Annotated in this window: 7 protein-coding genes; 6 read left to right on the top strand and 1 reads right to left on the bottom strand. The window is 46.3% G+C overall.

Annotated elements, in window-relative coordinates; translation table 11 throughout:
* Positions 1-303: 303 nt before the first annotated feature.
* Positions 304-681, bottom strand: a complete 378-nt coding sequence (locus tag ON05_RS07180; RefSeq protein ID WP_010470848.1) for an AbrB family transcriptional regulator — start codon at positions 679-681, stop codon at positions 304-306.
* 894 nt (positions 682-1,575) lie between these two features.
* On the opposite strand from ON05_RS07180, the gene glmU reads away from it, so the two are divergent.
* The 6 genes from glmU to ON05_RS07150 all read left to right on the top strand — a co-directional run bounded on the left by glmU (position 1,576) and on the right by ON05_RS07150 (position 17,785).
* Positions 1,576-2,943, top strand: a complete 1,368-nt coding sequence (glmU, locus tag ON05_RS07175) for a bifunctional UDP-N-acetylglucosamine diphosphorylase/glucosamine-1-phosphate N-acetyltransferase GlmU (RefSeq protein ID WP_010470846.1) — start codon at positions 1,576-1,578, stop codon at positions 2,941-2,943.
* Positions 2,944-3,060: 117 nt separating this feature from the next.
* The gene (locus ON05_RS07170; protein WP_010470845.1) at positions 3,061-5,067 is read left to right on the top strand and encodes a hypothetical protein; all 2,007 of its coding nucleotides are present in this window, start codon (positions 3,061-3,063) and stop codon (positions 5,065-5,067) included.
* 213 nt (positions 5,068-5,280) lie between these two features.
* On the top strand, positions 5,281-6,759 hold the full coding sequence (locus ON05_RS07165) for a DUF3131 domain-containing protein (RefSeq protein WP_029315059.1): 1,479 nt from the start codon (positions 5,281-5,283) through the stop codon (positions 6,757-6,759).
* Between the two features lie 82 nt (positions 6,760-6,841).
* On the top strand, positions 6,842-11,494 hold the full coding sequence (locus tag ON05_RS07160; RefSeq protein ID WP_010470843.1) for a DUF3131 domain-containing protein: 4,653 nt from the start codon (positions 6,842-6,844) through the stop codon (positions 11,492-11,494).
* A 226-nt stretch (positions 11,495-11,720) separates the two neighbouring features.
* Positions 11,721-14,144: a glycosyltransferase gene (locus tag ON05_RS07155; RefSeq protein ID WP_010470840.1), complete on the top strand. Its 2,424-nt coding sequence runs from the start codon at positions 11,721-11,723 to the stop codon at positions 14,142-14,144.
* 1,301 nt (positions 14,145-15,445) lie between these two features.
* The gene (locus ON05_RS07150; protein ID WP_029315058.1) at positions 15,446-17,785 is read left to right on the top strand and encodes a tyrosine-protein kinase domain-containing protein; all 2,340 of its coding nucleotides are present in this window, start codon (positions 15,446-15,448) and stop codon (positions 17,783-17,785) included.
* Positions 17,786-17,800: the final 15 nt, after the last annotated feature.

The following is a 17,800-nucleotide window of genomic DNA, read 5'->3' as shown; positions in this document are numbered from 1 at the left end:
GGCCCTCGATTTTTCATTGGCTTTAGGTTGCTTGCTGTCACCAGCTCATGCAGTGTTTGAAGTTGTCAGCGAACTTCCTTCAAGTATGAATAGCCCCATCTATCTAAAATGAAATGGATTACTAATTCTTTGCGAAATCAAAGAATAAGCCCGCCCATAAAAAAACGGATGGCATCTAAAGACCAGCCACCCGTTGATTTGTAGGTATTGAATGTAAGCGAAACTTAACAGAATGTCGATAAGTCGTTGGCCTCCCCACTACACCAGAGCCTATAAGTGCATTTAAGGGGCCAGTTATATCAACTAAGCAACCTTGTTCAAATGAATATGCTTACGACCCACGGTAATTTCGAATTCATCCCCAGGCTCTAATTCCAAAGCTTTCGTATAAGTCCGTCCAACTAAAATATTACCGTTGGACTGCACACTGACCTTATAACTGGCTTTGCGCCCACCTCGGCCATCTCCATCAGCAGAATGCCGATCTAAATTAATGCCTTCTGCATCCAATAAAGCATTGAGGAAGGCCATCACTTTCACTCGTTCTGAGCCATCTGACTCATTGGAAATATATCCACAGGCTTTCGCTTTCTCCTCACGAGTCAAATCACTCAGTTGTTTGACCTTCGTAATTAACGCCTCACCTGTTAAAGGCTTAGTCTGCTTATTTTTCCTAGGCATAAATCAATAAGTCTCTCTATAAATATCACCTGAATGTATTAATACTGCCATATTTTTTTGGATTTTGAGCAACAAAGGATTAAGAAAATCAGCACAGCTTAAAGTTGTTTACTATGTAATTCTGGAAAATAATCAGAATCTAACAACGCCTCAGATTATTAATAATAATTTCGCAGATTTACAGATTTCCTTTTTTTTACTCTTGATTCCTTAGTCTTTGAGTTCTGCTAGCCTTATATAAGCTCAGATTTGTGAAAATTTGGAGAATGATTTTTGAAGCGGTTATTTTCTCCCATACCACAAGTTGTAACCTGCAAGACATAGTAGACATGATAGGTAAAAATACATGTCTTCTCTAAGCCAGTGATATTCATCTGGCCAGTGCTGAAGAGTTAGCCTTTGTGTCCATGATTTGCAAGATTCAGTCTGAGGATATAGCCATAAAAATGCTAGGAAATAGAGGCCTCAATTGCCCGATTGGTAGGGAGTAGAATTTTGCGTTGTGTGTAAAAGATATCGTCCTCATCCACCAGCAAGAGTGCCAGGATATCACCTCCCATAATGGATGACGATTATAGATCTCTAACATCAATAGCCCATATCCAGAGGCCGTCGAGAAAATTATTTTTAGAATAAAACTTGAACATTTCTAATCTCAAATCCTTCTGACCAGAATCCGTCAGAATATACATTGAGCAATCCGCTATTTCAAACCCTGATTTTTCTATGTTCACAATTCCAAGGATGGAGACTCAAATTAGATGCTTTCGGGAAGGTTGTCCGGGGCAACCAACCTTGTCGCAACCCACGTCCTATCTTTAGCAACAATCTGTTGTCTCTATTGGCGAAGAAGCACGATATACTCCGTGAGTGTTGACTCCCTAGGACAAGGACATGATCGCGGTAGCAATTTTGGCAGCGGGTAAAGGCACACGTATGAGGTCAAACCTGCCCAAGGTCCTACATCAGTTAGGGGGTAAGAGCCTGGTTGAGCGCGTATTAAGCAGCACCCAAAACCTTTCTCCATCCCGTCAGATTGTGATTGTGGGCTATTCCGCTGATCAAGTGCGGACAGAAATGCAAGGCTGGCCGCACTTAGAATTTGTGGAACAAGCGGAGCAATTAGGCACAGGCCACGCCGTCCAGCAAGTGCTGCCTGTGATGGAAGGCTTTACAGGAGACTTACTCGTCCTCAACGGCGATGTCCCCTTACTCCGACCTGGGACGTTGCAAAAGATGTTGGCAACCCATCAAGAGCATCAGAATGCAGCGACCATTTTGACAGCCCAATTGCCCAATCCCAAAGGTTATGGTCGGGTCTTTTGCGATGCTCAAATGCATTTGCAAGAAATTATTGAAGATCGAGACTGTACCCCCGCCCAACGTCAAAATCAACGCATCAATGCAGGGGTCTATTGTTTTCGCTGGTCGGCTTTAGCCGAAGTGTTACCAAACCTGAAAGCTGAAAATGATCAAAAAGAATATTATCTGACCGATGCAGTTAACTATCTAGATCCAGTTATGGTTCTGGATGTCGATGATTATCAAGAAATTCTAGGAATTAACGATCGCAAACAATTAGCCACCGCCTACACGATTTTGCAAGATCGGATTAAGGATGATTGGCTTGCTGCTGGCGTGACAATTGTGGATCCAGACAGCATTACCATCGATGAAACCGTTAAATTGGCGACCGACGTCATTATCGAACCCCAAACCCACCTACGGGGCGATACCAAAATTGATACCGGTAGCCGTATCGGTCCTGGGAGTTTGATTGAGAACAGCCATATTGGCGCTAATGTACAGGTTCTTTATTCTGTTATCTCGGACAGCCGAGTGGGCGACAACTCCCGGATAGGGCCTTATACGCATCTGCGAGGGAATGTACAGATTGGTGAGAAATGCCGGGTCGGTAATTTCGTTGAAATGAAAAAAACGACCATTGGCGATCGCACCAACGTTGCCCATCTGTCTTATCTAGGGGATGCCACTTTAGGAACCCAGGTCAATATTGGTGCAGGAACCATTACTGCCAATTATGACGGGGTGAATAAACATCCAACTCTGATTGGCGATCGCACCAAAACAGGTGCAAACAGCGTCTTAGTGGCTCCGATCACCTTAGGGGCAAATGTTACCGTGGCGGCAGGCTCCACAATTACTAAGAATGTCGGTGATGATGCCCTAGTCGTGGCGCGTCAACGGCAAAGTGTATTACCTGGATGGCGACCTATTTCCTCTAAACAGACAGAAAAATGATGCGTTAGTCCACAACTTACAGGGCACTCTAAGCTGGGGCAGATTGATTTTTCTCAGAAAATGTCGGTTTTTTAGCTGAATTCCCCTTATGACCTGTTCTGTGGTAGTTAATCTCTCATGCTTTCCGTGTTGGCAACGCTATGCTTAGGCTGTCAAACTGACCTCAATACGCCAGAGGCTCAGGAGTTATCCTCGCCTGTGATTCAACAGCCGATGTTAGTGGCAGGCCCCTATGAGTTGAATCCCGGTTTGCTCCAGCCTATTGATCAACCTGACCGTTCTCAGAAAAAGCCTGCACGTCCCCAGGCTTCTCCCCAACCTTTCCCCTCCTCGCCAACCATTACCCCGACCAGCCCATCTGCAGCAGGCCCCCAAGGCGGAGCTTCATTTCCAACTGATGTGAATATTCCAGCAGAGGCGGATGGAGTTCCGCTAGTGGAGAATTCTCAGCCATATTCTCCATCCCCAGTTCCACCTAATTCACCCTTACTAATTATTAGTCCAGCGGCCCGTCCTTCAGGTCCAGATCCTCAGCCAATAGCCTCACCACTGCCCTCATCAGATAATTTTCACGGAGGTGCGGCAACCCCTAGACCTCCTACCAATAGTCCAGCAGCCCGTCCTTCAGGTCCAGCTCTTCGGTCAACTAATATTCCTCCTCGCTCCTCACCCGATGATTTTCAAGGCGGTGCAGCAACACCAGCCCATAGTCCGGCGGCCCGACCATCAGGTCCAGCTCCTCGACCAATAGATATCCCAACACGCCCTTCCCTCCCCGATTCTTTTGAAGGAGGTGCGGCAACTCCCATTGATAGTGCTCCTGCCCATAGTCCAACGGTCCGTCCTTCAGGTCCCGTTCCTCGAAATATACCCTCTTCTACTCTTCCCAAGGATTCTGCGACAGGGGGTGCGGCAATGCCTACTCATCCAGCACCTCATTCTAGCCCTGCTGTCCGTCCATCAGGTCCGCCCCCAACGCTACAACAAAGGTCCCAACCAACTGTTCCAGAATCTTCTCGGAATAGTCCCTCCCCTTCATCTACTCCTCGTTTCCGATCCGTTCCCTCGCCCCCACCACAGCAAAATATTTCACCTACTTCTCAGCCTGTGCTGGTGCAAGATACACCTAAGGTTCCTGCACAAACGACTGCTCAATCTCCTACGGTACCTCCAGACCTCCCCCTTCAGCCGCCTCAAAAAGCACCTCTAGATCGGTTCCCTACTGAATTAACCCCGATTGGAGCCGCTGATGATCCACAGGTGTCTTTTATTGTCTTAGAGAGTTCGACGACTGATTTCAAGCTAGATTTCGATGAGTTTGGCAAAGAAAACCTAAAAATCGAAGAAATAGTGACTTTTCGGGTTCGGAATGGAGATGTTGTCACCTTTACAACAGGGGTAAACACCTATAGCCAGGAAGGGCAAGAACCCGTCAAGAATATTCCGCTGATTTTAGGATGGGAGACTGAAGTTGGAGATGTTTCCATCAATGTGGCGGCGGGTGCTGAAGTCTTCAACCGTTTAGATCCTCAGCCTACTTTTAAGGTGGGAGCAAAAACGTCCCTTTTTGGACAAGTCTTGGTTTCTGGAGAAGTCGAGCATGGTCCTTATAAATTCAACACCACGACTTTAGAGAATGAAATTAGCTATTGGCGAATTCGTCCAAGTGTATTTTGGCAAATTGATAGCAAAACCACCTTCTTTGGGCTGCTCCAAGCTGGATTTTTCAATGATGGCAACCAAGAAATCCAGTCTTTTAGTCGATTAGAACGAAAAATCGGACCTTTTTCTGTCGCTGCGAACGTATTCACCTGGAACTTTGCGGAAGATCTAGAATCAGAGAGTGGCTATTTTTCGCCCCTCAGTTTTTTACTCTACAACGCTGAAGTGGGTTGGAAAGGCAAAATTTTTGACCCTTTAACCTGCCAATTTGCTGCCTCTATTGGTAACCAAGTCGTGAATGGGGGAAAAAGTACTGGTCGAGGACTACAAGCGAAATGTACAGCATCTTTGGCCGATAATGTAGAGCTTGATTTTGGTTATGTTCTCACCAACATCATTTCAAGTGGGTCTGGGGCCAGTAATAGCCATATCTTTTCTGGGCAGTTGAGAATCGATTTTTAATTTTTTAAGAGTGTTAAACCTATTGTAAAGTTGGGAATTCTAGAGCAGACAAGCCTCTTTTAACGAAAGAAAGTTCATTTTAATCGATTATTATTGATATTTTTTTCTGATTTTCAAGAATTAAGAAAACTTTCTCTAGTCAGTTGTCCTAGTTACCAATCAATATTGTCTAATCACTGACTATTTCAGTCATTATTCCAAGTGGGAGCAGTCATGAATTCTAATTTCGAAATGCCACCTAAAAAACTTGCTTTTCTCACCTACTTAGGGGGGGTAGTGACAGCCGTCGCTGCGATCGCAGGTTTAGAAATGTTATCGGGCAATCTTTCCCAAAAGGAATCGACTCAAGAGTCTGGCCCTACGACCACTGCTACCGCTCCTAGTTCAAAGACCTCTGACACCACCAAGGCGAAACCCAAGGCCAAGAATGAAAAGCCTGATTCCCGCTCAATTAAATTTCCAGGTGATCGGGTGAGCAAACAAGAAATTGCAAAAACAACCACACCTTATATCCCAGCACATGTCGGTAAACTATCCCCTGCTGAGCTAAAGGTCGCCAAGAAGGCTTGGAGCTATTTTGAGACCAATATTAATCCAGACACAGGTTTGGCTAATTCGGTTGATCAATTTCAATCGGTGACCCTTTGGGATCAAAGTGCAGCAATGGCGGCTGTGGTCAGTGCCAAAGAATTGGACCTGATTTCAGAAAAGGAATTCAAAGCAACCATGAGCAAGATGTTGACCACTCTTGCCAAACTGGAATTGTATAAGGGAGAGCTTCCCAATAAGGTCTACAATTCCCAAAACCTGATGCCGGTGAATTATGGTTCTCTCGACAAGCGGGAAGAAATTGGCTGGTCGGCGATTGATCTAGGGCGAATTGCCCTCTGGCTAAAAATCATTGCTGCCAAATATCCCGAGTTTGAGCCCCAAACCACGGCAGTGTGGGAAGCCTGGGATGTCAAACGGTTGACGAAAGATGGCCAGATGTATGGCACCAGCATCAAAGATGGGCAAGAGCAATACAACCAGGAAGGACGCTTAGGGTACGAAGATTATGCAGCCTATGGCTTGAAGCTCTGGGGGCTCAATGTTGATAAGGCGTTAGATTATGACAACAAGTCAGCCTTTGTTGAACTCTATGGCCATAGCATTCCATTTGATGTGCGCGATCGCGAAAATTCGGAAGCGAATAATTACGTATTAAGTGAGCCGTTCTTCTTGGATGGCATTGAGACAGGCTTTAAAGCCCTACCTAAGGCCTATGCAGATCGGATGTTAGCCGCTCAGGAAGCCCGTTATAAAGCGACGAAGCAATTGACCGCTATCACGGAAGATAATTTAGATCGGGAACCGTATTTTGTTTACAACACCTTGTATGTAAACGGTAAGCCCTGGGCAACCATTAGTGATACCGGAGAAAACTACAATCATCTTCGCTTTGTTAGTACGAAAGCGGCAATTGGTTGGCATGTTCTTTACAACACGGATTACACCAAAAAGCTGTTTTCTTTTGTGCAAGAAAAAGTTGGTTCAAAAAAAGGCTGGTACAGTGGTTTTTATGAGACCTTAGATGAGCCAAATGCCGTATTGACAGCTAATAATAATGGCATTATCTTAGAGTGCTTATTATTCAAAAAGGTTGGCAAACCTTTAGCCGTTTGGGCTGGTGTTTCTGAGCTGGGAACTTAATCGGATTTAGCCCTATTTCCCTGCTCGACTACAACAGGGTTTGTGTTTCTTTTACATTTTTTGATTGGGGCCATCCTATCTGATGAAGCGACGTCGTCCTCTGCCAATAGTTAGACTAGTTGCCTGGTTGGCATTAGGCATTTTTTCTCCTCCTCTGTGGCTACCTTTTACTACAGAGAAGGCTGCCTATGCCCAAGAAGCCAATGAATGTGGTGCGATTACAAATCCTCTGACACCAGAGGAGGAAACTTACGCCCGCACTGCTTGGCAATACTTTCTGAATAACTATCAAGAAGCGACAGGCTTTACCAACTCTACCGGGGGGTACCCTTCAGGCACCCTGTGGGATATGGGCAACTACCTGATGGCCCTCAACGCAGCCCGATGGATGAACCTGATTCCACAAGAAGAGTTTGACCAAAAACTGAACAAATTTCTATCTTCCCTGGCTGGATTAACGCTTTTTGAAGATAGCTTACCGAATAAGGTCTATAACGCTGCCGATGGAGCCATGGTGGACTATGGCAACAACCCTATTGAGCGGGGGATTGGCTGGTCTGCCCTAGATATAGGCCGTATTCTAGCTGCATTCCATGTCTTACGTACCTGTCACCCGCAATATGCAGATTGGTTAAAAGCTATCATCGACCGCTGGGCGGTTGATCGTTCTGTTCAAGATGGCTATATGTATGGGGCTACAGTCCTTGAAGATGGTCAAACCTTGCCAGTACAGGAAGGTCGCCTCGGATATGAAGAGTATGCATCCAGAGGATACGAACTTTGGAATTTTCAGGTTCCGAAGGCATTGTCCTTTGAACCTTACAAAATGGTCGAGATCTATGGGGTGCAAATTCCTGTCGATACGCGTAATTATCAAGACACCAATGCGAATAACTATGTTGTCAGTGAGTCCTACATCTTAGACGGCATTGAATTTGGTTTTTTAGGCGACCAAATGCGGGACTATGCAGCCCGGGTCTTTGAAGTTCAGAAGCGACGCTATCAGGCCACAGGCCAATTGACAGCAGTGACTGAGGATAACATTGATGGTCCGCCCTACTTCCTCTACAACACTGTTTTCTCTAATGGTGTCGCCTGGGCCACCATCACGGAAAAGAACGAACTCCACCCTGATAAACGCAGTATCAGCACAAAGGCAGCATTTGGTTGGCGCTATATTTTTCCAGATGATCCCTACGCTCAACAACTTTTTGAGGTTGCCAAGGGATTAATGAGTCCGGACGGTGGCGGTTTTTTTGCTGGCATGTATGAAGAGACCCAACAGCCCAATAAATCCTTAACCGGAAACACAAACGGGCTGATTATGGAAATCCTCTATTACAAGGCCAGAGGCAATCGGCCACTGATTGGGGGGGATGGCGTTAGTGCTTCGACTGGAACCCCTGAAACGACCGTGGTCATGGAAGAGTTTCCTGCACCTGCATCGGCCCAAACCCCAGCCCCAGCTCCAGCCCCGGCCCCAGCTCCGGCTCCAGCCCCGGCCCCAGCTCCGGCTCCCACACCTGCGGCTACCCCAGCTCCATCTCCAGCACCTATTGCGGCTCCCCCCCCACCACCTGGCGATAATTCCTGTGGGGGCATTACCAATCCTTTAACGCCGGAAGAAGAAACCTACGCTCGCACTGCTTGGCAATATTTTGTCAATAACTATCAAGAAGCAACTGGGTTTACCAACTCATCAGGAGGCTATCCCTCCGGAACCTTATGGGATATGGGCAACTACCTGATGGCTCTGAATGCAGCCCGGTGGATGAACCTGATCCCGCAAGAGGAATTAGATCAAAAGCTGAATAAGTTTCTAACTTCTTTGGCTGGGTTGAAATTATTCGAAGATAGCCTGCCAAATAAGGTTTATAACGCTGCCAATGGTGACATGGTGGATTACGGCAACAATCCCATTGAGCGGGGGATTGGCTGGTCGGCTCTCGATATTGGTCGAATTCTGGCAGCTTTCCATGTTCTCCGTACCTGCCATCCCCAGTATGCCGACTGGTTACAGGCTATTGTCGATCGCTGGGCGATTGAACGTTCCATTGAAGATGGCAATATGTTTGGGGCAACGGTACTGGAAGATGGCCAAACCCTACCTGTACAAGAAGGCCGTCTAGGGTATGAAGAATATGCAGCCCGAGGGTATGAGTTATGGGGGTTCTCTGTCCCCAAAGCACTATCCTTTGAACCCTTCCAAATGGTCGAAATCTATGGGGTGCAGATTCCTGTAGATACTCGGGCCTATCAAGAAACAAATGCCAATAACTATGTGGTGAGTGAATCTTATATTTTGGATGGGATTGAATTTGGTTTCCTGGGCGACCAAATGCGAGACTATGCCGCTCGGGTTCTAGAAGTTCAAAAACGTCGATATCAAGCAACTGGACAGCTTACAGCTGTAACAGAAGACAATATTGATGGCCCGCCTTACTTCCTTTACAACACTGTTTTTTCCAATGGCGTGGCTTGGGCTACGATTACCGAAAAAAATGAGCTTCATCCCGATAAACGCAGTATTAGTACCAAAGCTGCGTTTGGCTGGCGATATATCTTTCCCGATGAACCCTATGCGGATAAATTATTTGAAGTCGCGAAGGGGTTGATGAGCCCGGATGGTGGTGGCTTTTATGCAGGATTGTATGAAGAGACCAATCAGCCGAATCAAGCACTGACCGGAAATACCAACGGACTGATCATGGAAATCCTCTATTACAAGGCCAGGGGATATCGACCGTTGATCGGTGGGAATGGTGTTAATGCGTCTACTGGAAGTCCCCAAAATACAATCGTTGCAGAAGGCTATCCAGCTCCAGATAATATAGCTGCTGCACCCGCTCCGGCTGCTGCACCCGCTCCTGCACCTGCACCCGCTCCAGCGCCTGCACCCGCACCTGCACCCGCTCCAGCGCCTGCACCTGCTCCCGCACCTGCACCTGCACCCGCTCCAGCGCCTGCACCTGCACCCGCACCTGCACCCGCTCCTGCACCTGCACCCGCTCCAGTGCCTGCTCCAGCGCCTGCACCCGCTCCGGCTCCTGCACCAACGCCTGGCCCAAGTGCTGCGCCAGCACCTAGCCCTGTTGTTGCTCAGTCTCCCACTCAGCAAAGCGTATCTCAACCTAGCGCAATTGATCCGAACCTAGTTGTTTGCTGCCAATTTATTGAAGGGGATGGTGCTAGTCCCCAATTCTCCCCTGGTCAAACGACGACATCCTTGCCGACTCCTGCGCCTGCTATAGCCCCAGCTCCAGTTGTCGCATCAACCCCAGCTCCTCCACCAGAACCCATCGGCAAAATAGAACAGCCGGAACCGCCGAATCAGCCTGTTCAGGTGGCTGTGGCTCCCATCTTGTCGGGACGAAAACCCAAAGATTCTTCGGTCTGTCAGGACTTAACTCGCCGACCTCACCTAGCTGAGAAGCGATATGCCAAAGCAGCCTGGAAATATTTTGAAGCGAATTATGAATCGAGTACGGGACTGGTGAGCGATCGCAGCGACATGAAAGTTGCAACCCTTTGGGGGATGGGAGACTATATCGCAGCACTTCAAGCGGCTGAATCCCTGGATGTGATTACCATCGAAGAATTTGATCAGCGGGTTCGCTTATTTTTAGGTGCAATAAAACGGTTACCGTTACATGGTGGTGAATTGCCCCATCGCAACTATGATATTCGCACCCTTGAGGCGGTAGATTACGGCATGAACCCTTCTCTTGAAGGGATTGGCTGGTCCGGTTTGGATGTGGGCCGTTTCTTGTTGGCGCTCCACAATCTCAAGGGGTGTCATAAAGGCTATACCGACATTATTGATGAGATTGTATTGGACTGGTCGTTCTTACGGGTTGTTCGAGACGGTCGTATCCACAGTGCCTTTGTCGAAGCTGACAGCAATGGCCGTCGTTTAATCCGAGTCAAACCAGATTCTCGCTTGGGCTATGAAGAATATGCAGCCCGAGGCTTCCAGCTTTGGGGCTTTGATGTAACAGAAGCGGCAGTAGGCGGGAACTACAAAACAGCCGAATTAGAAGGGTTCCAAATTCCGATTGAGCGAGACCGGCCTCGCAAGAAGTCTGATAAGGATCAACAGATCGTTAGCAATCCGTTTATGGTTTACGGATTAGAACTGGGCCTAGATCCTCAAATGCGACAATTAGTTCTACCCATGTTGCAAGCTCAACAAGAGCGGTACAACCGTGAAGGGGTGTTGACAGCAGCCGGAACCACCCTGACGACGAAAGCCCCCTACGTAATCCATAGCAGTCTGTTGGATAAAGATAAAAAAGCTTGGGCGGCTTCGTCCGCTGACCAAGCCTTAAAGTCTGAGCAACGCGTGATCAGTAGTGCTGCCGCTTTCGCCTACCATGCAATTTTCCCTGACAATGACTATGCTCAAGAGCTGTATCAGTCAGCATTAGATCTGTATAACCCCGTATTGGGTTTTTACGAAGGGGTGAATGAGCAATCGGGCCAATCTAATCCTGGTTTTAGTGGCTCCACCAACAGTATTGTGTTGCAGTCCATCTTGTATCGCTTGCGCGATCGCCAACCGTTACTCGTTGCGGATATCTCCCGTAGCTCCCCCTGGTGGAAAGCCGTAGCCAACGAAGAAATTGGTACAGGCCTACCGCCAACCCCCAAGCCTAAATTGCAGCTCATTACTGATTCGACCGGCACCTATTGGGGGGCTCCCCATAGCGCTTTGTCCAAAAACAATGATAAATAACTTCTTCAACCCACAGACGAATGGAAACTCTCCCTTTAGCAGTCGATAGTCTAGTGACCAATTCAAGACCATCTCAAGACAAATATTTTGCGAGATGTTGTGAGAAAGAGCATCTAAGTGTCAATACTCAACATAACCGCAACGGTACTGTGGTGATTCTCAAAAATATTGTTAGTAGAACCCAACATCATCACTCTTTAGTCAAGCAGTAAGGATACACAGTCTCATGACTAATGCCGTCCCCATTATTGAAAATACCCCTGCTTTTTCTGGCAATATCCGCATCAGACTAAAGGATAGGACCCTACTCTTTCGGTTTCTGGTGATCATAAACCTCATTTTTGGGGGCTGGTATTTGCAGTGGCGGATCCTCAATTCGGTTAACTTCAATGCCCTGTGGTTAGCGCTTCCGCTATTACTCGCGGAAATTTATAGCTATATTGGCGGCGTCATGTTCTTTATCGGTCTCTGGCGGCCCATTGTCCGAGATGTTAAACCCCTCAGACAAATGCGCCCCGCATTGCCAGAGGCTGAATGGCCGAGTGTTGATGTGTTTATCACCTGCTACAACGAACCCGTTGAGATGGTTCGAGAAACGGCGAAAGCAGCTCTTAACATGGACTATCCTGCGACAAAGTTGAAGGTCTATGTACTGGATGACGGCAACTCTCCTCAAATGCGGAAAATGTCGGAGCAATTATGTATTGGGGATTTGCAAACACCACAGCTTCGTGCCGCTGCAGATGAGATCAACTCGCAACGTCTACACCTCAAGGCACAAGTGCAGCATCTCCAGAGTCTTGTCTCAGAAATTGCGGCTGGAGAGGAGAAATTAAAGTCTCATACGTTGACCCTAGAAACCAAACGAGAGAATGCCCAAGTAGCCTTGGACTGGTTTGGGCAGCTTCAGCAGCCTCACATTCCCATGAAACCCTGGTTAGAGCTGCAAACGGTATTGGGTGAGGGTGTGGATAATGTCTTGAAATATGCCCATAAGGATCTTCCCCCCACCACACCGATTGATTTGGAATTAAACATTTCCAGCAATGTCTTAGTTCTGCAGATTTGGGACCGAGGTCCAGGTCTAGACAACCCTGACAAAATCTTCAAATCCTTGGAAGATGTGGATCTAATGGCTGAAGGAGGGAGAGGCTTTGGCATCATGAGCCAATTCACTGACTTTATCAGCTACAATCCGACTCTAGATCAACGTCAGTGTTTAATTGCCATCAAGTTCTTTTCACCAGAGTCCACTGGGATTCAAGATCAAACTCAGCAGTTAGCCGGTTATCTCCATAGCCTGCAACAAAGCACTCGTCTACTCAATCATCAATATGGCTCGGTGACGGACTATCTCAAGGCCGAAATCAAGACCCTACAATGCACCATTGAGCAAAAGGAACAGGACTTAATTGACCTAGCGCGCAGTCGCTATATTGCTCGTCCTAAGCCTAAAGGGAAACCCCATCATGCTAAAGCAGGCAACATTAACTATGCCTTATTTTCCGGAGAAACAACCGGCGATCTCATCTTGACCCTAGATGCTGACCATATTCCTAAACCTCATTTTCTCCAGCGAGCCCTGCCCTATTTCTTTGATTACAGTATGCAGGATGGGGCATACAAAGACAGCGATATTGCCTTTGTTCAAACCCCACAAGACTTTTATAACCTTCCTCCCGGTGACCCCTTTGGCCATCAAGCGCGTCTGTTCTATGGCCCGATTCAACAAGGGAAGGACGGCATGAGTTCAGCCTTTTATACAGGCACGAATGCGGTTTTACGTCGCGAAGCATTGGTCACGACAGGGCTGCAAAATTTCGCCGATGAATATATGGCAGATCAAAAACGCTTAGAGGAGTTTGAGTTAGTGGGTGGGGTCTCCAGTGCCAGTATTACGGAAGACATGAATACGGCGATGCGACTGCATGCTGCAGGGTGGAAGTCAGTGTATCATCATGAAGTATTAGCGGTTGGTCTGGCTCCAGATGATCTCAGCTCTACTTTAAAGCAGCGATTGAGATGGGCTCAGGGGACCGTTCAAGTTTTGCTACAAGAGAATCCTCTCACCAAAAAAGGGCTCACCGTTTGGCAGCAGCTGCAATACTTCCAGACGATGTATAGTTACTTTTCTGGATTTTTTACCCTGATTTTCATTGCCTGTCCGCTGATTTACTTTTTTACAGAAGCGATACCCGTGCAGACCTACGGCCTGGCGTTTGCCATCCATTTTGTGCCTGCTTTCATTCTCAACCGGATTACCTTTATGGCCGCTGCTTGGGGCATTAAGAAGGAGGAACTATGGCGAGCAGAACAATTTGCGATCGCACTCTTTCCACTCTTTATCAAAGCAGTGTGGAGTGTGTTTACGGGGCGGCCTGTTAAGTTTCAAGTCACTCCTAAACAACGCCAATCTGGGATGTATGTTGGTCTTGTAATCCCTCAACTCACGGTTGTCGTTCTGACTATATTAGGGATTTCTTGGAGCCTAATTCGGTATGCAATGGGTACTTTAGATAACCCTGGCCTACATCTTCTGAACTCTGCCTGGGCGATTTACAATGTTTCTTTGATTTGGGCTTTGATCAAGGCTGCTATTTGGCAACCTCCCACAGCAGAATCAGCCTCTACCGAGTTAGTCAATACCTAAAATTGTGCTTTAAAAGTAGGGATTTTCGCCTATTTTATTAATACCTTTTCTCTTGAAGATTATATTATTTTGATAGTATAAAAATTTTAATTTTTATGTAATAAGTGGCAAGTATCTTGCTAAAGAACCATCCATTTTACCTGTCACTCCTACAAAATCAATATTTCCAAAAGCTTTCCTACTCTATCGTTGAATCATAAATTAGGTGAATTGACTCTATGATTTAGAGTCATCATTATGCACTGAATGCTAAGTGCTATTTTATATAGCCAAAATAGCATGAGAAAACGCCTAGAACATAGAGTGTGATTCTGAAGGTGGCAGGAAAGCTTTAGGGAGTACTTATGAGATCTTCTATCTTTGCTTTCATCTTTGAGTGCTAATCAGATAAAAAAGCTGGTCCAAACAAATATTAGTAAAATTACTTGCATAAAAATACAATTCAAATATATTTATTGGAGTGAGATAAATTCAACTGAAATATATGTTTAGCTGATCATGAGTAAATGAGCTGATTGTATATAAAAAGATAATTATTCAGGATTTTAGGATTAGAGGAATATAAAAAATAAAAGGTTTTTATTTTATAGAATTTTTATTTATTAAAGGAGGAAAATTATTGCCTGCTTATTTTTTTAATATAAAAAATATAGAGATCACAGGTGAAAACCACCCTTAATACATACTAAATCAGACTTTATCTTACCGTTCTGGTAATGCTAAAGGCCTACAATAAGAATACATCCATAATTATTAGTTTTGTATCAATTAATACTACCGACATAGCTGTGACTTTGTTACTGCTAAGAAAATGAAACTGATAGTGGTCAATTTTTAGCCAATCGATTTACGATCAGCACCCATATTGAAAACGAGGGAGATATTATCAATATATAGAGTATTTTTCCGCTCATTCTAGCGCTAGAAACGACTTAGGGTCTCGTGAGACTTATTGCAGCAAATTTTATTTGAATCATAAGAAAACTAAATTCATAGCAACCCTGTTGATTCAAGTCACATCCAGCTTTCCCTTTGCCCCATATGCTTCTTAATTGTTTGTGCTTACGCACCCATTGCTAACAGATAATGTGATTACATTCCCTCAAAACAGCCTAGTAGCCTCTTGTATCCAAGTTCATGTGATCTGAGTCAATTGCAACCCTTCACAAACAAGTTATTCTAGAGATATGTGAAATTTTACTAATCCCTCATTCCTTGGTATCTGCAGTCTGACTTGAAACTCAGGCTATGTGAAAGTTTGGCATTAGTTTAAGTTCTTTACTTACCCCCCCTAAAAGGCGATGAAACCTAGCCCTAACTCAAAAATGACGAGATTACAGCGATTGGAGACCGTCAAAGAAACTCCAACTCCATCGCTCACTCTCCTTCCTCAGTCTTTTCAAGCCGGTGTAGAAGAAGAAGGAGGCTTAAATCTTGGCCAGCTGTTTGGAGCTATTCGTCGGCGCTTCCCGGTGGTCGTTTTAGTGACGGCTGCTGTTGCGGTTTCAACCCTTTACTGGAGCCGTACCCGGCCATCATCCTATCAAGGTCAATTTCGACTCTTGATTGAGCCTGTTACTGCTGAAAGTGAAGTTGTTTCCGCGATTAGTGGTAACAATACCCCAGTTAATGCGCAAGACTTAGGAAACGCTCAGGCTTCCCAGACAGTTCTTGATTATCCAACGCAGATCCAAATTCTTCTGAGTCCTCAAATTCTTCAACCCATTGCGGATAAATTGAGTCCCCAATATCCTAATTTGTCCTACAAAAAGTTGGCTAAGAGCCTAACGATTGAGCGGGTTGCCGAAAACAAAGCGCCCACCAAGATATTGTCAGTGACCCTTGATGCTGCCGATCCTGACTCTGCGAAAGTGATTGCCGCTGAAGTAGCTCAGCAATACACCGATTACAGTGTCAATGAGCGACAAACGAACTTAAGAAGGGCGATTCAGTTTGTTGATCAGCAACTCCCCAAAGCTGAAGGTCAAGTTCGTCAATTTGAACAGCTACTGCAACGGTTCCGTGAACAGTATCAGCTCCTAGACCCGGCAACGTTTGGTGGTCAGGTTTCCTCTCAGGCCGGTGCAATTCAAGGCCAGCTAGCTGAAAATCAAATTCAGCTTATGGAGACTCGGCAGTTATATACGACCCTACAACAGCAACTAAAGTTGACTCCATCCGGTGCAGAAGCGGCCACGGTGCTGACAGAGTCTCCCAGCTATCAGAAATTGCGGACGCAATTGCAGGAAATTGAGTCTCAACTCGCCATTCGGTCGGCAGAACTCACCAGTAATCACCCGGAAGTGGTTGACTTACGGGAACAGCGTAGTAAGCTGTTGCCTCTCATCAACCAGGCAGCCCGCAATAGCCTTGGCCGGAATCTATCTAGTACGATTCCCGACACAGCAGCGCTGCCTTATCAAAACTCCCTGCGGAAGGGGATGAGTCAACAATTTGTAGATGCTGCGGTACAGCTTCAAGTTCTGGAAGCAAAACGACAGGGAATTTTGAGAGCCCAATCCTCTCTACAACAGAAGATGGGGCAGTTGCCTGCCATCACCCGCCAGTATGAAAATCTACAGCGGAAACTTCAGATTGCCAATGATACTTATCGCAAATTCCTGGAGAAACGAGAGGAACTCTTAATCAATGCGGCTCGGAATGAAGTGCCTTGGGAGTTGCTAGGTGAACCTTCTGTTGCAACCATGAGCAACGCGAATCTACCTCGTGATTTAGCTCTAGGCACAATGCTGGGTCTTTTACTTGGTGTAGGTATTGCGATTCTCTTGGATCGAACCAATGATGCCATTCACTCCCTACAGGATCTCCGGGCTGAATTAAAGCGTCCAATCCTAGGTATCATTCCACAGCAAAAGCAGCTGGAAGAAACGCCCTTCTTATCTTCAGAGAGTGACTTCCTAAAGAGTGAAGTTGGATTGGCGCTACTTGAGCAAAAAGAACAGCCTTCACTGCTCAATAATGAGCAATTCTCTTTGGCTAACTTGAGTAATTTTGCCAATAACAAGAAAGCTTCGGAGTACTCCTATTCACCGTTCTTAGAGGCCTTCCGATCCCTTTACTCTCAACTACATCTCCTCAATCCTGACTTACCTATTTCTTCCCTGGTTATTTCATCCTGCTCACCTCAGGAAGGGAAATCCACCACCTCGATGCACCTAGCTCAGGCCGCAGCGGCCATGGGAAGACGAGTCTTGTTGGTCGATGCTGATTTGCGGGCTCCCAGCCTTAGTCGCGTTCTCAACTTACCCAACAGCCCTGGATTGAGTGACCTGATGGCGACGGAAGGTAATCTTCAGTCCACCATTCATCCGCTGCCTGGGACCGAGAACCTCTTTATATTGACAGCAGGGATGTTGCCATCGGATCCAACCCGCATCTTGGCGTCTCAAAAGATGCAGAAGCTGATGGGTGTGTTTGCCGAACAGTTTGATTTAGTTATCTATGACTGCCCACCCCTCAACCTGGCAGATCCAACCATTATTGCACCTCAAACAGATGGCTTAATGGTGGTTGCCCATCTAGGCAGCGTTCCCAGAAGCCTCTTGAAGGAAAGCCTTCGTATGCTGGAAATTGCTCAGATTCCTATCCTAGGTGTTGTTGCCAACGGCATTAAGAACTAAGCAGTATCTAGTGGC

It is taken from the genome of Acaryochloris sp. CCMEE 5410 (assembly GCF_000238775.2).
Taxonomy (GTDB): Bacteria; Cyanobacteriota; Cyanobacteriia; order Thermosynechococcales; family Thermosynechococcaceae; genus Acaryochloris.
Note: the sequence above shows the minus strand (reverse complement) of the source record. Positions and strands in the feature narration are given on the sequence as shown.